The organism is Pseudomonas protegens, assembly GCF_003363755.1.
GTDB lineage: Bacteria > Pseudomonadota > Gammaproteobacteria > Pseudomonadales > Pseudomonadaceae > Aquipseudomonas > Aquipseudomonas danubii.
Genome location: NZ_CP031396.1, coordinates 1779247 through 1799201, shown reverse-complemented (window position 1 = coordinate 1799201; position 19955 = coordinate 1779247). Strand labels below are relative to the sequence as shown.

Here is a 19955-nt window from a genome sequence, read left to right as displayed (position 1 = left end):
CGGGCGCCCCTTTACGGGCTGAGGCGGCTTAGAAAATGGCTTTGATCGTACAGAAATTTGGAGGCACTTCGGTCGGCTCTGTCGAGCGGATCGAGCAGGTCGCCGACAAGGTGAAGAAGTTCCGCGAAGCCGGCGATGACCTGGTGATTGTGCTGTCGGCGATGAGTGGCGAAACCAACCGCCTGATCGATCTGGCCAAGCAGATCAGTGGCGAAGCTAAACCGGTTCCCCGTGAGCTGGATGTGATCGTCTCCACCGGCGAGCAAGTGACCATTGCGTTGCTGGCCATGGCGTTGATCAAGCGTGGTATTCCTGCGGTGTCCTACACCGGCAACCAGGTACGTATTCTTACCGATAGTGCTCACAATAAAGCGCGAATCCTGCAGATCGATGATCAGAAGATTCGTGGTGATCTGAAGGCCGGCCGTGTGGTTGTGGTTGCCGGTTTCCAGGGCGTTGACGAGCACGGCAACATCACCACGCTGGGGCGTGGCGGCTCCGACACTACTGGTGTGGCGCTGGCAGCGGCCCTAAAGGCTGATGAGTGTCAGATCTATACCGACGTAGATGGCGTCTATACCACTGATCCACGTGTGGTACCCAAGGCTCAGCGTCTGGACAAGATCACCTTCGAAGAAATGCTGGAAATGGCCAGCCTCGGTTCCAAGGTGCTGCAGATCCGCGCGGTCGAGTTTGCTGGCAAGTACAACGTTCCGCTGCGCGTGTTGCACAGCTTTCAGGAGGGTCCGGGCACCCTCATTACTATTGATGAAGAGGAATCCATGGAACAGCCGATCATTTCCGGCATCGCCTTTAACCGCGATGAAGCCAAGCTGACTATCCGTGGCGTGCCAGACAATCCTGGCGTGGCCTTCAAGATTCTCGGCCCGATCAGTGCGGCGAACATTGAAGTCGACATGATCGTGCAGAACGTCTCGCACGATAACACCACCGACTTCACCTTCACCGTGCACCGCAATGACTACCTGGCGGCTCAGACTGTGCTGGAAAACACCGCTCGTGAGATCGGTGCCCGTGAAGTGGTCGGTGATACCAATATTGCCAAGGTCTCGATCGTGGGTGTCGGCATGCGCTCCCACGCGGGTGTGGCCAGCCGCATGTTTGAAGCCCTGGCCAAGGAAAGCATCAACATCCAGATGATCTCCACTTCCGAAATCAAGGTTTCGGTAGTGATCGAAGAGAAGTACCTGGAACTGGCAGTGCGTGCGCTGCACACCGCGTTTGAGCTTGACGCTCCAGCCCGCCAGGGCGAGTGATAAGTGTTTGAAAGGGGCGCGGTCTGACCGCGCCCTTTGTGTTTTTGATCGGCGCGGGAGAAAACTGTTCTTTTGCCCGTGCTAGTCAATACTTAGGCGTGTAGGACTGCAGCCGACCAGGTTGTAGGCCGACACCCTTTTTTTTGCAGACTGTAGTCCCTGAAAATGTAATGCGTGAGGAGATAGGTATGCTGATTCTGACTCGTCGGTGCGCAGAAAGCCTGATCATTGGTGATGGCGAGATCACTGTGACCGTGCTCGGCGTCAAAGGTAATCAAGTGCGTATTGGTGTCAACGCCCCCAAAGAAGTGGCGGTTCACCGTGAGGAAATTTACCTGCGGATAAAGAAAGAGAAGGACGAAGAACCAAGCCATTAATTTTTATCGTTTTTTTTGTTTGCAAACGGGGAGAAAGCTGGTTAATATACGCCCCGTGTTGCGGAGAGCTGGCCGAGTGGCCGAAGGCGCTCCCCTGCTAAGGGAGTACACCTCAAAAGGGTGTCGGGGGTTCGAATCCCCCGTTCTCCGCCATTATTTGTTTAGTACGTTGTAATCTGGCTTTTTCTGTAAGTTGTTGAAATTACTAGAAAAAGTGCTTTACAAAAAGATTTAACGGCCTATAATGCGCGGCAACAAATGCACTCGTAGCTCAGCTGGATAGAGTACTCGGCTACGAACCGAGCGGTCACAGGTTCGAATCCTGTCGAGTGCACCATTTAAGAGTTAGTTGCAGTAATGTAGTTAACTTGGCTTCAACCAGTTGTGGTCTGGTCTAAAAACACAAAATGCACTCGTAGCTCAGCTGGATAGAGTACTCGGCTACGAACCGAGCGGTCACAGGTTCGAATCCTGTCGAGTGCACCATACATCAGAAAGCCCGCATCGAAAGATGCGGGCTTTTTGCTTTCTGCGTTTTATTTGTCGCTCTTTTTGCTCGTCCGGCTGGAACAGCTTTGATCTTCGGAAGTCGAATGCCCTGTCTGTCGCCGAACTTTTTTCTCTGCGTGTGTGTTTTCTTTTTCTGCCGGGGCGTCGCAATCTCATAGATTCGGACGCTACTCAGGTTTATGCCGCAAGCGCTTGTTCTTGCCGCGATTTTTTAACATTTAAAATTGCCAAGCGGTGTATCATTGCGCCCGTCAGCCCCGCCGGGGCTTGTGGAATACCTCCATGGACTTACCCAGTAGTTACTCAGTATCCCGTTTTCACAATCATGAACTGACTGACTGATTGATCCTTCCGGCGTGCTCCTCTGCTGGGAGTGGAGTTCGCCTATGACCGAAGTAGAAGTAAAGAAAACGCAGGAAAGCCTGCAAGACCGCCTCGCTCAAGTCGTTGAGCTGCTGCAGCGCCAGCGGGTGGTTGAAGACCTGACACACCGTCAGGAAGGTCACCATCACGATCGGGTCGAGAACCTGGTCCATCGGCAAAATCTCGTCGAATTGCAGCGCAAGCTTGATGATCTGCACTCTGCCGACGTTGCCTATATCCTTGAAGCCCTGCCTCTGGAAGAGCGCCTGACCGTTTGGCAGTTGGTCAAGGCTGAGCGTGACGGCGACATTCTTCTCGAAGTATCCGACTCCGTGCGTGAAACCCTGATCGCCGACATGGACGATCACGAGCTCCTGGCTGCAGCCAAGGAGATGGACGCCGACGAACTTGCTGACTTGGCTCCCGAGCTGCCGCGAGACGTAGTCCATGAGTTGATGGAGGCCCTTGACGGCCAGCAGCGTGAACGCGTTCGCTCCGCGTTGTCCTATGACGAGGAGCAGGTCGGTGCGCTGATGGACTTCGAGATGGTGACGATTCGAGAGGACGTCAGTCTTGAAGTGGTTCTGCGCTACCTGCGTCGTCTCAAGGAACTGCCGGGCCATACCGACAAGCTGTTTGTGGTGGATTATGACGGCGTGCTCAAGGGGGTGCTGCCGATCAAGCGCCTACTGGTCAATGATCCGGACAAGCAGGTCGCGGAAGTCATGGCCAGCGACCCGGTGAGCTTTCATCCGGATGAAGATGCCTACGATGCGGCTCAGGCATTTGAGCGTTATGACTTGATCTCGGCTCCGGTGGTCGACAAGAACGACAAGCTGATTGGCCGTTTGACCATTGACGAAATGGTCGACCTGATTCGTGAGGAAAGCGAGACCGAAGTCCTCAATATGGCCGGTCTGCGGGAAGAGGAGGATATCTTCGCCTCGGTCTGGAAGTCTTTGCGCAACCGTTGGGCCTGGTTGGCAATCAATCTGATCACGGCGTTTGTCGCATCCCGAGTGATTGGTCTGTTCGAAGGTTCTATCGAAAAGTTGGTAGCACTGGCGGCCTTGATGCCGATTGTTGCCGGTATCGGCGGCAATTCGGGTAATCAGACCATCACCATGATTGTCCGGGCCATGGCCCTGGACCAGGTGAGTACCGGCAATACTTCACGCTTGATGCGCAAGGAACTGGCTGTAGCCCTGATCAATGGTCTGGTCTGGGGGGGAGTGATCGGTGTTGTTGCTTACATGCTTTACGGGAGTTGGTCGTTGGGAGTGGTGATGACCGCCGCGATGACCTTGAACCTGCTGTTGGCAGCCCTGATGGGGGTCCTGATCCCCATGACACTGGCGCGCTTGGGGCGTGACCCGGCAATGGGCGCCAGCGTAATGATTACTGCCATGACCGACAGCGGCGGCTTCTTCATCTTCCTTGGTTTGGCGACGATCTTCCTGCTTTGAGCCAGCCTTGCACATCGGTTTATTCGCGAAGCGCCTTTATGGCGCTTCGTTGCTTTTATCGCAGGCAAAAAAAAGCCAGCAACTAGGCTGGCTTGAGCTTTCAGGGTGAAATCAGTTGGCGTCTGCGGCCATTTCGGCGTCATGGGCGATCAGCGAAACCAAAGCGTTCTGCTGGCGATGTGAAAGTTGGCGGAAGCGTTGAAGCAGTTCGCGTTCATGCAAGGACAGCTCAGGGCTGTCCAGACGCATGCTCAACTCTTCACCCAAGGCACCTTCCTGAATAAGACTCTGCTCCAGGCGCGCGATGATTTCGGAGTTCATGCTGCGGTGATGATTGCGAGCCACCTCGGCAATGCGTTCACGCATCCCGTCGGGTAGACGTACGACGAACTTGTCAGCCGTACGGCTGGAATAAATTGCCTGTTTCAATGGGCGCATATATTTAACCGGTTAGTTCAGGGGAGCGGTTCTCGGAATTGGCCGCGAGCTGTCTTTTAGGACAAGCCTGATTGCCAAATGTTCAACCTGAATTGTTAAGAGGCCCGCATCATGCCTCAAAATTGCCAGATCCTTGGCGTCAATTCTGTGACAAATATTGAACTGGATAAAGGCGTTATGCCAGCACCAATTATCAGAAATGCGGACTGGTTTGAAAAGATCACCGGGCCCGCGTTGTTGGCCGCATTCTCCCATCCGACGGGAGTGTCAGTGCACTTGTGAAGGTGCATGCTATGCGGATGAAAGCGTAATCCCTACCTGTTAGAGGATAGTGGCAAATGGCCGATTTACTAGTTGTGCTGTCCGGAGCGGCAGCCCATGCCGGGTAGACTGATTTATTTGATGGGGCCTTCAGGGGCCGGCAAGGATAGCCTGATTGATACGGCCAGGCAGCCTTTAAGTGTCTTGGGATGTGAGGTTGTAAGAAGGGTGATCACGCGCTCGGCGGAGTCTGTGGGTGAGGAGGCGCAAGAGGTCACTGTCGAGGAGTTCGAGCGGCGGGTGGCCCGGGGCGATTTTGCCTTGTTTTGGCGAGCTAATGGTCTGGGTTATGGCATTCCCGTGCAAATCGATACTTGGTTGGCGCAGGGGCGGAACGTGTTGATCAACGGCTCTAGAGGCCATTTGCCACAAGCACGGGAACGTTATCCTGATTTACTTCCGATAGTTCTGATGGTTGATACCGAGGTATTGCGCCGTCGCCTGCTGCGTAGAGGCAGGGAAAACCTGCCGGAGATAGAGCGTCGCCTACAGCGCAACGAACAGTTTGCCTCTTCTGCCTGGCTGGATGACGAGCAGGTTGTGCGCCTAGACAATTCCTGTGAGTTGACGACAACCCTGGAACATCTGCTGGCCATACTGAGCGAGCACGGGATCAGCGCAATATCGGGTCGAACTTGATCTTGCGTCCGGCCAACAGCGCCAAAAGGAATAGGCTGAACATTGAGCCGCAGATGATCAGAGCAGCTTTGCCCAAGGGGGCTTCAGGCAGTAGCAAGGCGGCGATAGCGCTGATTAACGTCAGAATAAGCAGGCTTTTGGCTGCGGTGGACATTGGAGACTCCTGAAGTCTTGGTCTTAAAAAATCCAGCGTTCGGTTGGCGTGGCGGCAAGTTGCTGCGGGGTCTTTTCCTGGTTGACCCGAGCCACTCTGCGAGGCTCGACCTGGGTGTTCATGACTGCCAGTTGCGGTACCGGGTGCTGGTTGTAACGAGCGGTAGACAGTCCGGTAGGGTCAGCGTTGTCTACAGGTTGAAAGTGAAAGGTCATCAGTACGGCAATGGCGATCGCATTCAAGAGAAACAGGGCACTGTTCATGGGCGTCATCTCCGCAGTGTTTTACCCACTGATAAAGCAGCCTGCGTGCCAAGAGTTTAACTGCAGATAAACTCTTTAAAAACAATAACTTGAGATGGGTTCTAGGGATTGTTGAATTGCATTTTGCAATGATGGCTTTTTGCAGTGATGCAATGTGCACGACGAGGCCATGAGCGAGCGGAGCGCTCCTGGCGGCTCGTGCAAAAAGCCCTATGGATAACATGACAAATGCGGCCTTGGCCGTTAACATGCACGCCGTCCCACGCGCCATGAAATATCAGGCGCTTGCCGTTTTGTCTCAGTAGCTCAATTGGATAGAGCATCCCCCTCCTAAGGGGAAGGTTGGCAGTTCGAACCTGCCCTGGGACACCATCCCCCTTCGCGGTCTCAATCCGCTACAGGCAACAACGCCGGCAGCCCCTGCCAGGCAACCCCAGCCCAGATGCCGCTACCGGGCATCAGCAGTCGGCTCAGGCTTGTTTCATTGAACACCTCACCCAGAGAGTCGGCCCTGAACGCCGCGATCCATTGGCTGCGCCCGAGCATGAAGGCTCTGCCGAAGTCCTCCCAGTCGCTGAAGCAATCCTGAGCGCGTTGGGCATTGAGGAGCATGATCCGCCATCCGCTCTCGGTGTCGATCCAGCCCATCAACATTGCGCAACGGACAAAGAAGGCGCTGCGTACGCAGGCGAAGGCCATTGCTGCTCGCGGGTCGTCGCTGGCGTTCAGGCTGTGCAGGTCAACTCGGAACCACTGGCGTTCCAGGGTGCTGTCCAAGTGCTCGCGGACTTCGTCGTCCGTGGCGTTGCTGCGAAAGCCGATCTGGTGCAGCAGCGGGGCCCTGAGGGAGGCTTTCGCTTGATCCATGAAATGAGTGGTCTCGGGATCGAAGAAGCCGGTCATTCCGGTGGCATCCACCATGGGCTGGGCCAGGCTCAGTGCCCAGCGTTTGCGCGGCGTGAACACCACCAGAGAGGTGGGCGACTGGCGGCGAAAGTAGCGCCATACCAGCCAGGCGCCGAAGGCTACGGCAATTATCGTCATCATGTGCGTTTCACCGGTTCCTGGCCTGCCAGGCCACGATTTCCTCGGCCAGGGGCGCAGACATGTCCGTCCAGGGCACGCCTTCGGTCCGATACAGCGGGGCGTCGGGGTGGCATTGTGGCCGGGGGCTTTTCTTGAAGATATGGCGGGTGGCGTACTTGACCGATGGCGCCTGGGGGGCAACCTCTAGCAGCAAGTCGGACTGACGGGCCGCCACCAGCCATTCGACCATGGCCGACGGTGCGTCCAGTCGGTAGAACAGTTGCGGGTAGCGAGCCATCAGGCGGGTCTGGGCTTGCGCATCGCTGACTTCCTCGATACGCAACCAGCCGGCATCGGTGCGGACGATGCCGATGGCAATGCAGTCGGCTGGCGTCTGCAGGTCGGTGCCCAGGCTGTTGAGGAGGCGCAGCAGGTCCTGGAAGTAGCGCTCGATGGGCGGGCGGTTCTGCTTGCCTTTGACTTGCTCTACGGTCAGTGCGCCGTCGTCCTGGATGATCAGGCTGACGGTGATGTGGGGCTGGCCCTGGGCATCACGCAGACTGAACACGCGCATGCCCTGTTGCTCTACGGCTTCGGCATAGCGTTCACCGTAGCCGCCGGTCAGGGCCCGGCGGTTGGCGAATTGCCCCAGACAGTGACGCATCACATAGCTTTCGAAGGCCATTTCAGCCCGTAGCAACGGGCTTTCCGGACGCAGTTCGACCCAGGTGTGTTCGGCGCAGGAGACCGTCACATTGAGGGCGTCGGGAGAGCTCTGGCGCCAGCCCTGATCGACCCGGGCGGCCATCTGCGCGTGCTCTTTTTCCCATAGCGCCAGGGCCTGCGGGCAAGTGATGCGTTCCAGCTTGCCCTCCAGTGCCGTGCCTTTGCGCGAGGTCAGGAACTCCACCAGTTGCGCTTCCTGCTGCAACAGCAATGGCTCCTGCGGGTCGACCCATACCAGCGTCGCCACGGCCTTTGCGGCGTCTTCGGGCTGTGCCTTGGCAGCGCTGTCGAAGTACCCGCTCACCCAGGCTGGCGGCGTATCGGTACCCAGCACTGCACAGGCGTCCTCCAGGGTCTGGATGCGCCGTGCGGGTTCGAAGTTGCCCACCAGGTGCCGATAGAAATGATTCAGCAACCAACCCTGTACCGCGTCTTCGTCTCCGCGCCCCTGGCTGCGCTGAGTGATGCCGCGTTTGAGTTCATCGGCATTCAGCAGGTTGCGCGGGGCGTAGCTGGGGCTGCGCTTGTCGGCGCTTACTTCCATATCTGCCACCAGTTTTTCTTGGCGGCCGGTTGAGTCGGGGCTTGCAACTCGCTCAGGATTTCTTCGATCCGGGCGCGGCACCTGATGTCGTAGTCATCGTCCGGGGCGCACAGGGCCAGGGTTCGTGCGCAGTAGTCAATGGCTTCGGCGGTGCGGCCGCGGGCCTTGAGGAAGTCCACCGAGCTTGACATGACCGAGACTTCGTTCAAGGACAGCACTGCTGGCTCGTAACGTTGCCAGAGGCTGTCGGCGTTGTCGGGATGGGCATGGGCCAGGTAGCGCGCGACCTGAATCCGGGCGAACAGCGCGGAGCTGTCCAATTGCTGATCGCTGACGCCTTGCTCTTCCTGCCACTTGAGCAAGCGTTCAAGCCAGATGAGGATTTCATTGTCGCGATCGAGCTTGTACAAGGCGTACGCCACCGAGGCGACGTACTCATTCGGGTCGTGGCGGCTATAGCCGAACTCCGCCGAGTAATGCCAAAGCTGTTCTGCGGCATCAATGATGCCAGGCAGATCTTCCAGGCAGATACGCGCACTGAGCAGGCCGTTGTAGTGCTCGGCGAACGGGCTGGCGGCGATGCCGCGCGCGTGCAACTCGATGGCGTCTTCGTAGCGGATCTGGTTGTAGTAGCGATAGTTGATCGCCAGGTTGTTGCAGAGCATGGAGTACAGGTGCGCGCAGGCATCGTAGGGATGTCCGCTGCCGCTGGCGAAGTAGCGCTCCATGTGGGCCTGGCCCTGCTCGTAGGCATCTTTCTGCGCTTCGCGCAGCAACGAATAAGCTTGGTCTCGGGCGTCTCTGGGCAACTTGTCGGCTTCGGTCTCTGCCAGATCTTCGATGCTCAGTGCGTAGTTGTAGGCGTATTTGCCGCAGGACAGCACCGGCCTCGGTGCTTTCAGTGCTTCGATCACTCCCAGACTGTTGACCCGAGCGGCAAACAGCGAGAACGCACTGCGATTGTCCTGCATGCGACCTGCCTGGATGGCGTTCTGCAGCAGGCTGGCTTCGGTGGCCGCGTCGATCAGGCCGCGCTCTGCGTCATGCACCGCGGTCAGGCGGGTGATCCAGGGCTGCTCGGGGGCACGCCGCAGGGCTTCGGCGCGGGCTTGGGCAAACAGGGAGTCGCGTGTCTCCAGATCTTCCATGGCCTGGTACAGGGCGGCCAGGAGTGGGGTGGTATCGGGCTCGGTGGTTTCGATGTTCGGCAGCGCTTCGAGAAAACTCTGCAGTGCTTCTTCGGTAATACAGGCGCGCATCACGCAGATCGGCCACCAGGCACTGTGCTCTTGGGGATCTTGCAGGCGGTCGAGAACCAGGCGGGCGGTGGCCGGCCAGAGCTCGGTTTGCCTGTCATAAACGTCGATGAAGGCTCGAAACCCCGCTTCGTCGATACGCCCGGCTTCCATCAGCCAAGGCAGTTCGTACTCGATGAAATTGTTGCCGCCGTCAGAATCCAGGCTCAGGGCTGCGGCATTGCAGACCTTCAACGCTCCGGCCAGATCACCCTGGGCGTGCAGGGCGCGGGCGGCCAGGCGCGCGGTGCGCACTTCCCATTCGCGGCGCTGGGGCAGCGAGCGGCCAGCAGTCAGCTGGGCGATGGGTTGTTCGAACAGCGCCAGGCGTAACGGGATGATCTCGATCAGGGAGTTGCCCAGCCACAGCCAGTCGCCTTCATCGATGTCCTGGTCGGGGCCGGCCGTGCGTAAGGCGTTGACGGCTTCCAGCGCGGCGCTCCGGGCTTCTTCGTCGCGGTCGTGGAAGGCCAGGACGCGGGCGCGGCGTTGATACTGGTCGGCGGCGTCCCAGGCACGCAGCGCCGCACGGGCAGGATTGCTCAAGGTCAGGGCGTAGCGCACTTCGATGGTTTTCAGCGCAACTTCGAGGCGACCCTGTTCCAGCTCGTCGAAGATTCGGTAGCGACGATAGTGCTCGACATTGAAGTCCAGGGTTTGCGCGGCCATCTGGTTGAGCTGTTCGAGCACCTCAAGCAAGGTTGCGTCGTCGTCCAGATAACTGGCGATGCGCAAACGCAGGATGGCCAGGTTCATTGTCAATTCAGCGCGTGCAGGCTCATGCACGGCTTGCAGCAGGGCATTGCCATCCTCTGCGATAACGGCGCGAGCCGCGGCTGAATCACCGGCCTGCATCCATAGCGTGTGCAGGCGGTCGATCGAGGCCAGGGAGTCGGCCCGCAGCGGCTGTGCTTGCAACTGGGCCAGCAGGGTATCGGTTTCCTGGTCCTGCTGTTGCGCCTCAAGGCGGTCCATGAACTGTTCCAGTTCAATCCCGGTTATCGCACTGCTGTCATGCGCCATCGTTAACTCCATTTGATAATGACCTGCGCATCCCTTGATGCACTGCCTGGCAGACCGGCATTTGCTCGTCGATGATACCGCCGTCGGGCGTCATGCCGATCCTTCGACACCCGGATTGCAAGCCTGTGGGACTTGCGACTGATGGAACCTTTGCCGGCTGGCCGATCCTGCATGCAGGACCAGCATTGCGGAGCAAAAACGATCGACGCTTTGAGGCGCTGCACGCTATCAGGTGATGTTTCAGAATCCAAGGTTTGAGCACGCCGCCTAAGTGTTTTTCAGCGAAGGGCCAGGACTTTTTTCATCAGGCGGCAAATGCTGTCTGGCCTCTATAAGGGAATGGCGAATCCGGCCGATAACTTCAGTGGACAATTGTGTTCCCAAGTGGCGATCTGCATCACAGGTCGACGTGAAAGTGCTTGATAGCCCGTGGCCAGCAGCTATTATCTGCGCGCCAAAAACAGGCTGCGAAGCCGGGCGGGTCCTGCTGTCCCTGGATTGATCTTCTTACTTGCCTGGAATCTTCGATGCTGGCGTACCACCAAAAGAGCTTTTTGATCGTCGATGATTTCTCGGACTTCCGTAGTTCGGTGCGTTCGATGTTGCGTGAGCTGGGCGTTAAGGACGTGGACACCGCCGACACTGGCGAACAGGCCCTGCGCATGTGCGCGCAGAAGCGCTATGACTTCATCCTCCAGGACTATCATCTGGGCGACGGCAAGAAAAACGGCCAGCAGGTGCTGGAAGACCTGATGCTGGAAAAGCTCATCAGTCATGAGAGCGTGTTCCTCATGGTCACTGCCGAGAGCAGTCAGGCCATGGTACTCAGTGCCCTGGAGCACGAGCCCGATGCCTATCTGACCAAGCCCTTCAACCGTTCCGGTCTGGCCCAGCGCCTGGAGCGGCTGCAGCAGCGCAAGACCCTGCTCAAGCCTATTCTTCAAGCCCTTGATCGGGGCAAGCCGGTGGAGGTGCTCAACGCCTGCATCGCCCTGTGCAAGCAGGACCCGCGTTACGCGCCGTTGTGCCTGCGCTATCGGGCAGATGCCCTGCGCGACATGCATCAGAACGAGCCTTTGGAGCGCCTGTATAACAGTATTCTCGCGGACCGGCCTTTGCCCTGGGCCTACGTCGGCCTGGGGCGCCTGCTGTTCAAGCGCGGGCAGGTCGGCGAAGCCAAGGCCGTCTATGAAAAGGCCCTCAAGGCTTTCCCGATGATGCCCGGGCTTTACGACGGACTGGCGGATGTGCTGGTGGCTGAAGGCGACACCAAGCGTGCCCAGCATGTGCTGGAAGAGGCAGTGCGCCTGTCACCGCTGGCGGTGCGTCGTCAGGCGCTGCTGGGCAAGCTGGCCATGGCCAACGAAGACTTCGACAGCGCTTCCAGGGCTTATCGGCAGGCTGTATCTCAGGGCGCGCAGTCGCGCTTCAAGGACCCGGAAAGCAATCTTGGCCTGGCCCATGCCTTGATCAGCAAGGGCAGTGAAAAGGGCCTGGACACCCGCACCCGCCTGGAGATCAACCAGACCCTGAGTGCCGTGGCCAAGGAAAACCCCACCGACCCCGGACTGCAGATTCGTGCGCGCTTGATGAAGGCCACCAGCCTGCTGCTCAATGATGCGGAAACCGCAGAGAAGCTCACCGAGCAGGCGTTGATGCGCCTGGACGGCATGGAGCAGTTCATGAGTCCCGAAGCGGCATTGCTGGTGGCCAAGCAGCTGCAGATGTTGGGGCAGGCCAGTGCCGGTGCGTCGATGTTGAAAAACTGTGCGGAAATCTACGGCGACGATCCGAAGGTCATGCAGAACATCGCCAAGCTCACCGATGATCCGACTATTCTCAGTTCGTCCAATGCGGCGGCCGACATCAACCGCCAGGGGGTGCGCAGCTACAAGGCGGGCAATCTGAGCGAGGCTCGGGAGCTGTTCCGCAAGGCTTTGGCCATGCAGCCGAAGAACATCAGTATTGCCCTGAACATGGCGCAGTCGCTGTTGCACGGCACAGACCCCAAGACAGACGCGGCGCTCCTGGAAGAATGCCAGGCGTGCCTGAAAATGGTGGGCATGATGCCCGATACCGATGCGCGTTATGCGCGCTACCAGAAGCTGCGAAGCAAGGCGTTTGGCGAATGAACGAAGAGCAACAGGCGCTCGATTTCTCCACGGTGATTGCCTCCACCGTCCATGACATGAAAAATTCCCTGGCCATGCTGATGCAGGCCCATGCCCAGTGGCAGGCCCGTCAGCCCGAGACGCAACTGGCGCCGGAACAGGGGGTGATCGATTACCACTTCGCTCACCTCAACGGCATGCTGGTGCAGCTCTTGGGGCTGTACAAGCTGGGGGTCAACCAGTTGCCGCTGCAACCGGCTTACCACGAGTTGGATGATTTCATCGAAGCGCAACTGGTGAGCCATCAGGATGTGTTCAAGAGTCGTGGAATCTCTGCCACCTATGAGGTCGATCCCTTGAGTCCCCTGGGCTTCTTCGATCGAGAGCTGATTGCTTCGGTGTTGGCCAATTGCATCAACAATGCGCTGCGTTATGCCCGCCATGCGCTGTTGATCACGGTCAGTGATGAAGAGGGGCAGGTAGTGCTGTCCATCAACGATGACGGCGACGGCTACCCGCCAGCGATGATCGAGCGTCAGGCCGATTATGTGCAGGGCATCAATCAGAGCAGCGGCAGCACCGGGCTGGGGCTGTATTTCGCCGGGCGCATTGCCGAGTTGCATCAGCGCAATGGCGTATGCGGACACACCCGCATCAGCAACGGCGGCCCATTAGGCGGCGGGCTGTTCAAGCTGTACTTGCCTTGAGTGTCTGATCGGCGTGCTCGGCTGCGGCCAGGTGTTATCAGGCTGGCCGGGCCCTGGCAGGGGCTGTTCCCTTCTTCTTTTTCAGAGTCGGTGCTGGCCGTGACGTGTGGGTTGCTCACCGGGAGTTCGCGCCTTCCCGGGATTTTATTCTTGCCTGCTTGAAATCCTGAACGGGTGATGCGTATTTTGTACGGGTCGCCGTTCGCGGCTCGTATAACAACAAGGATTGAGTCATGACAACCGATGGCCACAGTTCACTCGCCGAGCGATTGACGGGCATTGATGAGATTGAATGCGTCACTGCGGATCTCAATGGCGTGCCGCGGGGCAAGGTGATGACAGCCGAGGGCTTCCTCGAAGGGCGGCGTTTGCAGATGGCTCGCGGGGTGCTGCTGCAATGCATCATGGGCGGGTATCCGCCGGCACGGTTTTACGGCAGCGACGACGGCGACCTGGCGCTCAATGCCGACCCTCGGCAGATTCATCGTCTGCCCTGGAGCCAGACGCCACGGGCGCTGGCCATTTGTGACGCGGATGAGCTCAGTGGCGAAAGTTCGCGACTCTCCACACGCGGCCAACTCAAGCAGGTGATCGCACGCTATGCGGCCCTGGGGCTGGAGCCGGTGGTGGCTACGGAACTGGAGTTTTTCGTGTTCGCTGCCAATGACGATCCGGCACAGGCTTTTCGGCCACCGGTAGGCCTGGACGGTCGACGGGAGGAGGGCTACTCGGCATTCAGTGTCAGCTCCAACAACGGCCTGCGGCCGTTCTTCAAGGAAGTCTACGAGTGCATGGCGGCCCTGGGTCTGCCTCGCGACACCTTCATGCATGAAATGGGTGTCAGCCAGTTCGAGATCAACCTGCTGCACGGCGATCCGCTGTTGCTGGCAGACCAGACCTTCCTGTTCAAGCACCTGCTCAAGGAAGTGGCCCTCAAGCACGGGCTGATCGTGGTTTGCATGGCCAAACCTCTGGCGCATACACCGGGCAGTTCGATGCATATTCACCAGAGCCTGGTGGAGATCGGCAGCGGGCGAAATGTCTTCAGCGACGATGCCGGGCAGCCGACGGCGATGTTCCGCCATTTCATCGGCGGGCTGCAGGCCGGGCTGGCGGACTTCACCGCATTGTTCGCGCCCAACGTGAACTCCTATCAGCGCTTGTGCCATCCTTACGCTTCGCCGAACAATGCCTGCTGGTCCCATGACAATCGGGCTGCGGGGCTACGTATTCCGGCCAGTTCGCCGGTGGCGCGACGGGTAGAGAATCGCCTGCCGGGCGCGGACGCCAATCCGTACCTGGCGATTGCCGCGAGCCTGGCAGCGGGCTTGCACGGGATCGAGAATGAGCTGGAACCCACGGCGGCGATCCAGGGCGAGTTCGAGGTTCCGGACAATCTGTCGCTGCCTTGTACCTTGCATGCGGCGCTGGAGCGTCTGAAGCGTAGTCAGTTGGCAAGGGAACTGTTCGGCACTGAGTTCATCGAAGGCTACATCGCTTCGAAGACCATGGAGTTGACCAGCTTCTTTGATGAAATCACTCCCTGGGAGCGGCGTGTGCTAGCGGCCCAGGCATAACCGAACCGTCGCTGGTCGGGCCCTGATTTGCCAAGGGTCCGACACCTCATTCAAGGAGCCGCTCGGAACGCCGATGCGCCAAATCTGGAAATCCTTTCGAGCGCTTTATTTCGCCTCGCTGATGATGTTGATCGGCTCGGGTCTGCTCAGCACTTATCTGGCTCTTCGCCTGGCCGCCGACCATGTCGATGGCCTGTGGGTGGGGGCCTTGATGGCGGCCAACTATTTCGGCCTGGTATTGGGGGGCAAGCTGGGGCACCGGTTGATTGCCCGGGTCGGGCATATCCGCGCCTACGCTACCTGTGCCGGGATCGTCGGGGCGGCGGTGCTCGGGCACGGATTGGTGGACTGGCTGCCGGCCTGGCTGGTGCTGCGGATGATCGTCGGCCTGGGGATGATGTGCCAGTACATGGTCATCGAAAGCTGGCTCAACGAGCAGGCCGACGCCAATCAGCGCGGGCTGGTGTTCAGCGGCTACATGATTGCCTCTTACCTGGGCCTGGTTCTGGGTCAGTTGATTCTGGTCATGCACCCGGCCCTGGGGTTGGAACTGTTGATGCTGGTGGCCCTGTGCTTTGCCCTGTGCCTGGTGCCGGTGGCCATGACCCGGCGTATTCACCCGGCGCCTCTGCATCCGGCGCCGATGGAGCCGCGCTTCTTTATCAAGCGAGTTCCCCAGTCCCTGAGTACCGTGCTGGGATCGGGGTTGATCGTGGGTTCCTTCTATGGCCTTGCGCCGCTCTATGCGTCGCAGCAGGGCTTGAGTACCGAGCAGGTCGGTCTGTTCATGGGGAGCTGCATTTTTGCCGGTCTGGTGGTGCAGTGGCCATTGGGCTGGTTGTCCGATCGCTATGATCGGGCGTTGCTGATTCGCTGTTTTGCGCTGTTCCTGGCGGTGGTGGCCCTGCCTCTGGCGATCCTGCCGTCGGTCCCTCTGGAGATGCTGTTTGTCCTCGGGTTCCTTTGTTCCCTGGTGCAGTTCTGTCTCTATCCGTTGGCGGTGGCTTTCTCCAATGACCACGTGGAAAGTGATCGTCGGGTGTCGCTGACGGCGATGCTGCTGGTGACCTATGGCGTGGGGGCGAGCATCGGTCCGTTGGCGGCTGGGGTGCTGATGAAGTTGTTCGGCAGTCAGATGCTGTATGCCTTCTTCAGTTTCTTTGCTCTGGTCCTGGTGTGGAGGATTCGGCCGAAGGCGGTGACCAATCTGCATCAGGTGGATGATGCGCCGCTGCATCACGTCGCCATGCCGGACAGCATGTCCAGCTCACCTCTGGTGGCGGCCCTCGATCCACGAGTGGATGAGCAGGTGGTGCAGGATCAGATGCAGACCGCGCCCGCGCCGGACGCCGCGCCTGCAGCGGAGCCTGAGACGCCGCAAGCGTCGGATGAGGCGTCGCCCGATGAATGCGCTCGGGATCATTTAAGCGGGGCTCGGCCCTAGAAACGAGAAACGGGCAGTTGCCGCAAGGCACTGCCCGTTTTCATTGGTGCGTGGGGCTCAGAGATCGTCTTTGTCGAAGCGCCGCGCTTCACGCTGCAACTGATAGACGAAGCGCTCTACCTGACGCTGCACCAGGCCGCTCATGTTGTGGAAACGCACGCCGGCAAAGGTGGTGTCGATACGTTCCTCGTGATGCAGGTAACGCAGTTCGACCGGGGCGGTCATGCTGCCGAAGGGCAGGGCGGCAATAAAGCGCTCGTACACCTGGCCCAGTTGCAGGCGCGAAGAGATATCGCCGTCGAAGCGCAACTTGCAGCCGGTAGCGGAAATATCCAGCAGCTTGCCGGTCAGAGGGGACTTGAGTTTTTCGCCGCTGAGTTCGATGTCGACCAGTTGCGCCAGCTTGAGTGCGGCGCGGAAGGCGTTGCGGCGCTGGTGGTAAACCACTTCGTCCGGCAGGGTGGCCCGGTAGCAGCGACCGCCATTGGACTCGTCGAGGGTCGGCAGGCCGTTGCTTTCCCAGGCGATGCGCACGCCTTCATGAAAGCCTTCAACACGAAATGGCTCGCCCGCCAGCATGAATCGCTCACCGTCGCGGGGGATCATTTCATCGAGGGCAATCATGTTGCTATCGCGGTCCACTTCCACCAGATAGCTCTGGAAGCGCTGGCTGCGCTCATGGAAAGTGATGATCAGCGGGTCGTGGCTCTCTTGCAGCAGCCGCAGGTTGGAGGAAATTTCCAACGCAGTGGTGAACACCTTAGGTGGCTGCGGAGCATCTTCCGCGTTTGAGGCGTTGAACACGGTTCATCAATCTCCAGACAAAATACAACTACACGCAGGGTCTGGCATTTTGCCAGTATGTTTCACGGCTTGATAGCACGCGCTCATTTTTGGGGCTTAAGCCTGACTGAGTGGGCGGGGCTTCGCAAGCATAGAGGTAGAGCCGCGGGCGTCATAAAGAGCTGGGGGTTCGCCGCCGTTGAGGATTTTCAACTGGTTGGCGGTGGTGGCCTGTTGAATCTGGATCGAGCGGCCGTTGAGTTCGTTGGTGGCCTGGCAGTCGGCGAGCAATTGGGTCAGCAGGTTGCCCTGCTCGAGCAGTTGATCGCCCAGGCTGGAGTGACTGGCCAGTTGTTCGAGGCCTGCACGATTGCTCGGCAGGTTCAGGCTGGCAAGGATCTCTGTGCGCTTACGGCCATGCTGTTCCAGCAATATGACCAGGGCCTGCTTCTGCGCCAGGATATCCTCCAGCAGCGGCATGTCGCGGCCATGCAGGGCAATGGATTCGGCTCTGAGCAGCTCCAGCAGTTGTTGAGCTGGAGCAAGGTCGTCATTGATCAGTTGCAGTAGATTGATGTCGTGCATGGCTGGCCTTGGGGATTAAGCGTCCAAAAGCCTGGCGCAAGCCTGTGGCTAGCGCTGGGCTTCGAAGTTGAGCAGTTTGCTGGCTACACGGTTGCTGTCGACCTTATAGCTGCCATCGGCAATGGCTTGCTTCAACTCGGCCACGCGGGCCTTGTCGACAGCAGGCTGATCGCGCAGCTTGTCGGTGATTTTCTGCAACTGTTGAGCCTCATTGCTGAGGTGTACCGATTCCCCGCTTTTGCTGGTCTCGGCTGCAGTCGTCAGCGGAGCGGATTTGCCGGCATCACCGGTTTCCTTGCTGGCGCTGGTACGCGTACTGCCTGTCAGTGAGGGGGAGCTGTTTAAACGGCTGAAGTCGATGACCATGATGAAGAAAACCTCTGGGTATTTGGACGCTTGCCATGTTTTCGGCCATACCCTGAAAAACTTTAGGCTCGATTGTCGACGAGCCAGCGCAGGTATCTGCGACCCTTTATCGGCCACAGTTTAGGGAACGAGCGAGTCGAGCGCCAGTTATCTACATGGCCACTTCCACCTGCCCCGGCGCGGTGACGCGAGCCTTGATCACGCGTTGCGAGTTCAGGTTCTTGACCCTGATCTGCTCGCTCATGCCGCCGTTGGACAGTGCTTCCCCCGGCATGCGCACGTTCAAGGTGCCGCTACGTGCCGAAATCACTACCTGATCGCCCTTGCGTACTACTTCAGCCTGTTCCAGGTGACCCAGAGTAATAAGCTGGTCGGCGACCATTGGTCGGACAAGTTTCTGACCAATGGCCTGGTCCACGGAAGTCAGGTAGCCCTGATTGTTCAGGCTGATATCTCTCTCGCGCAATACCACGTCTCCTGGCTCGATGATCCCGGCGCGTTTGAGTGGGCGCGAAGTGGTGACCACTTCGCGAAACAGTTTGACCTGGGCTGGCACGAACACCGTCCAGGGTGAGCCTCCCTCGCAGCGGACCTTGACCGTTACCCGCCCCAGTGGCTGTGCCGGACTTTCCAGGCTCGCTGTCAATTCCTTGTCGCAAGCAGGCATGCGCATGCGCGGATCCAGCTGGTTGACTTGGATTTCGTAGCGTCCTTCCGTTTGACTGGTAGCCAGATAGTCTTCTACCGTGAATTCAAGAAACCCTTGAGTGACGCCGATAAGTAGATCAGGCAGGGTGACCGAATCAGCAACGGCAGGGCCGCCAGGGTTTAGGATACATAGCGCCGACATCCCGCAAAGCAATGCGCGGTAGGGGGATGTCAGGCGTCGGAAAAATGTCGTTTTGGCGTTCATAACAGTTAAAAAGCAAGCGCCGTGCCGTTTAGTGATGAGCGTGCGTCGGATCTTAAAGCTTTGGGGAGTCTGGGCATGGCTGGTGTAATGGATTCGGTAAACCAGCGCACGCAATTGGTTGGGCAGAATCGTCTGGAGTTGCTGCTGTTCCGTCTGGACGGTGAGCAACTCTACGGGATCAACGTATTCAAGGTTCGCGAGGTGCTGCAATGCCCCAAGTTGACCCTGATGCCCAAATCCAACCCTGTGGTGTGCGGTGTCGCGAATATTCGAGGGGCGACCATTCCGATCCTGGATCTGGCAATGGCCACAGGTTCGGGGGGGTTGCAGGATCAGAGCAATCCGTTCGTCATTATCACTGAGTACAACACCAAGACTCAGGGGTTTTTGGTGCGCTCGGTGGAGCGTATCGTCAATATGAACTGGGAAGAGATCCATCCGCCGCCCAAGGGCACGGGGCGCGATCACTACCTGACGGCGGTGACTCGGGTGGACAACCAGTTGGTCGAGATCATCGACGTTGAAAAGGTTCTGGCGGAAGTCGCCCCCACCTCCGAGTCTATTTCGGTGGGCGTGGTTGACGTCGAGACTCAGCACAAGGCGGTTTCCTTGCGGGTGTTGACCGTTGACGACTCGTCAGTGGCGCGCAAGCAGGTGACTCGCTGCCTGCAGACTGTGGGTGTCGAGGTGGTGGCGCTGAACGATGGCCGGCAGGCGCTGGACTACCTGCGCAAGCTGGTGGATGAGGGCAAGAAGCCGGAAGAGGAATTCCTCATGATGATTTCCGACATCGAGATGCCCGAAATGGACGGTTACACCCTCACGGCCGAGATACGTAGCGATCCACGCATGCAAAAGCTGCATATCATCCTGCATACTTCGTTGTCAGGGGTGTTCAATCAGGCGATGGTGAAGAAGGTCGGTGCCGATGACTTCCTTGCCAAGTTCCGTCCTGACGACCTGGCATCCCGGGTAGTAGACCGGATCAAAGCAGCAGACCACAGCTGAGGGCATCAGCCCCCGGCGAACATAAGATTTAAGAGGCGG

General features: G+C 58.7%; 19 protein-coding genes and 4 tRNA genes. 13 read left to right on the top strand and 10 right to left on the bottom strand.

Going from position 1 to position 19955, the window contains the following annotated elements:
* Positions 1-35 precede the first annotated feature (35 nt).
* From DWF74_RS07745 to mgtE, 6 genes are all read left to right on the top strand, one after another.
* The gene (locus DWF74_RS07745) at positions 36-1277 is read left to right on the top strand and encodes an aspartate kinase (RefSeq protein WP_102860691.1); all 1242 of its coding nucleotides are present in this window, start codon (positions 36-38) and stop codon (positions 1275-1277) included.
* 188 nt (positions 1278-1465) lie between these two features.
* A complete protein-coding gene (gene csrA / locus DWF74_RS07740; RefSeq protein WP_002554426.1) occupies positions 1466-1654 on the top strand; it encodes a carbon storage regulator CsrA in 189 nt (62 codons plus the stop codon).
* Positions 1655-1716: 62 nt separating this feature from the next.
* Positions 1717-1807: transfer RNA gene (locus DWF74_RS07735), tRNA-Ser, on the top strand.
* Positions 1808-1914: 107 nt separating this feature from the next.
* Positions 1915-1991: transfer RNA gene (locus tag DWF74_RS07730), tRNA-Arg, on the top strand.
* Positions 1992-2063: 72 nt separating this feature from the next.
* A tRNA-Arg gene (locus DWF74_RS07725) sits at positions 2064-2140 on the top strand.
* Between the two features lie 410 nt (positions 2141-2550).
* Positions 2551-3993, top strand: coding sequence for a magnesium transporter (gene mgtE, locus DWF74_RS07720; RefSeq protein ID WP_102860692.1), 1443 nt, complete (start codon positions 2551-2553; stop codon positions 3991-3993).
* Between the two features lie 111 nt (positions 3994-4104).
* Here mgtE and DWF74_RS07715 read toward each other — a convergent pair whose 3' ends face one another.
* The gene (locus DWF74_RS07715) at positions 4105-4431 is read right to left on the bottom strand and encodes an Arc family DNA-binding protein (protein ID WP_016968184.1); all 327 of its coding nucleotides are present in this window, start codon (positions 4429-4431) and stop codon (positions 4105-4107) included.
* Between the two features lie 378 nt (positions 4432-4809).
* Between DWF74_RS07715 and phnN the strand changes: the two genes are divergently transcribed.
* Positions 4810-5391 carry a phosphonate metabolism protein/1,5-bisphosphokinase (PRPP-forming) PhnN gene (gene phnN / locus DWF74_RS07710; RefSeq protein ID WP_115580705.1) on the top strand — a complete coding sequence of 194 codons (582 nt, stop codon included), beginning with the start codon at positions 4810-4812 and terminating at the stop codon, positions 5389-5391.
* On the opposite strand, the gene DWF74_RS07705 is transcribed toward phnN, so the two are convergent.
* Together DWF74_RS07705 and DWF74_RS07700 are read right to left on the bottom strand one after the other, a co-directional pair.
* Entirely contained in the window at positions 5366-5545 is a 180-nt protein-coding gene (locus DWF74_RS07705) for a PA3371 family protein (protein ID WP_102860694.1), read from the bottom strand. The two genes, phnN and DWF74_RS07705, sit on opposite strands and share 26 nt — an antisense overlap.
* A 23-nt stretch (positions 5546-5568) precedes the next feature.
* On the bottom strand, positions 5569-5808 hold the full coding sequence (locus DWF74_RS07700; RefSeq protein WP_115580704.1) for a hypothetical protein: 240 nt from the start codon (positions 5806-5808) through the stop codon (positions 5569-5571).
* Between the two features lie 295 nt (positions 5809-6103).
* Here DWF74_RS07700 and DWF74_RS07695 point away from each other — a divergent pair.
* Positions 6104-6180, top strand: a tRNA-Arg gene (locus DWF74_RS07695).
* Positions 6181-6195: 15 nt separating this feature from the next.
* On the opposite strand, the gene DWF74_RS07690 is transcribed toward DWF74_RS07695, so the two are convergent.
* Genes DWF74_RS07690 through DWF74_RS07680 form a run of 3 tightly spaced genes read right to left on the bottom strand, consistent with a single transcriptional unit; the run spans position 6196 to position 10422 of the window.
* Positions 6196-6855, bottom strand: coding sequence for a DUF1266 domain-containing protein (locus DWF74_RS07690; RefSeq protein ID WP_115580703.1), 660 nt, complete (start codon positions 6853-6855; stop codon positions 6196-6198).
* 7 nt (positions 6856-6862) lie between these two features.
* Positions 6863-8104, bottom strand: coding sequence for a hypothetical protein (locus tag DWF74_RS07685; protein ID WP_115580702.1), 1242 nt, complete (start codon positions 8102-8104; stop codon positions 6863-6865).
* Positions 8095-10422 carry a hypothetical protein gene (locus DWF74_RS07680; RefSeq protein WP_102860698.1) on the bottom strand — a complete coding sequence of 776 codons (2328 nt, stop codon included), beginning with the start codon at positions 10420-10422 and terminating at the stop codon, positions 8095-8097. Before DWF74_RS07680 ends, DWF74_RS07685 begins: the two co-directional genes overlap by 10 nt.
* Positions 10423-10949: 527 nt before the next feature.
* Between DWF74_RS07680 and DWF74_RS07675 the strand changes: the two genes are divergently transcribed.
* From DWF74_RS07675 to DWF74_RS07660, 4 genes are all read left to right on the top strand, one after another.
* Entirely contained in the window at positions 10950-12554 is a 1605-nt protein-coding gene (locus DWF74_RS07675) for a tetratricopeptide repeat-containing response regulator (RefSeq protein WP_102860699.1), read from the top strand.
* A complete protein-coding gene (locus DWF74_RS07670; RefSeq protein ID WP_102860700.1) occupies positions 12551-13240 on the top strand; it encodes a sensor histidine kinase in 690 nt (229 codons plus the stop codon). Before DWF74_RS07675 ends, DWF74_RS07670 begins: the two co-directional genes overlap by 4 nt.
* Before the next feature lie 335 nt (positions 13241-13575).
* The gene (locus DWF74_RS07665) at positions 13576-14817 is read left to right on the top strand and encodes a glutamine synthetase family protein (protein WP_205413503.1); all 1242 of its coding nucleotides are present in this window, start codon (positions 13576-13578) and stop codon (positions 14815-14817) included.
* A 73-nt stretch (positions 14818-14890) separates the two neighbouring features.
* Complete coding sequence (locus DWF74_RS07660) at positions 14891-16261, top strand: MFS transporter (protein WP_102860702.1); 1371 nt, start codon at positions 14891-14893, stop codon at positions 16259-16261.
* 57 nt (positions 16262-16318) lie between these two features.
* Here the strand turns inward: DWF74_RS07660 and DWF74_RS07655 are convergent, their stop codons facing one another.
* The 4 genes from DWF74_RS07655 to flgA form a co-directional block, all read right to left on the bottom strand.
* Positions 16319-17065, bottom strand: coding sequence for a flagellar brake protein (locus DWF74_RS07655; protein WP_102860703.1), 747 nt, complete (start codon positions 17063-17065; stop codon positions 16319-16321).
* Positions 17066-17161: 96 nt separating this feature from the next.
* Positions 17162-17629 (bottom strand): flagella synthesis protein FlgN, encoded by a 468-nt coding sequence (locus tag DWF74_RS07650; RefSeq protein ID WP_102860704.1) that lies wholly within the window; start codon positions 17627-17629, stop codon positions 17162-17164.
* A 48-nt stretch (positions 17630-17677) separates the two neighbouring features.
* A complete protein-coding gene (gene flgM / locus DWF74_RS07645) occupies positions 17678-17995 on the bottom strand; it encodes a flagellar biosynthesis anti-sigma factor FlgM (RefSeq protein ID WP_102860705.1) in 318 nt (105 codons plus the stop codon).
* 151 nt (positions 17996-18146) lie between these two features.
* Positions 18147-18908, bottom strand: coding sequence for a flagellar basal body P-ring formation chaperone FlgA (flgA, locus tag DWF74_RS07640; RefSeq protein ID WP_102860706.1), 762 nt, complete (start codon positions 18906-18908; stop codon positions 18147-18149).
* A gap of 75 nt (positions 18909-18983) precedes the next feature.
* Between flgA and DWF74_RS07635 the strand changes: the two genes are divergently transcribed.
* A complete protein-coding gene (locus DWF74_RS07635; RefSeq protein ID WP_102860707.1) occupies positions 18984-19916 on the top strand; it encodes a chemotaxis protein CheV in 933 nt (310 codons plus the stop codon).
* Positions 19917-19955 lie beyond the last annotated feature (39 nt).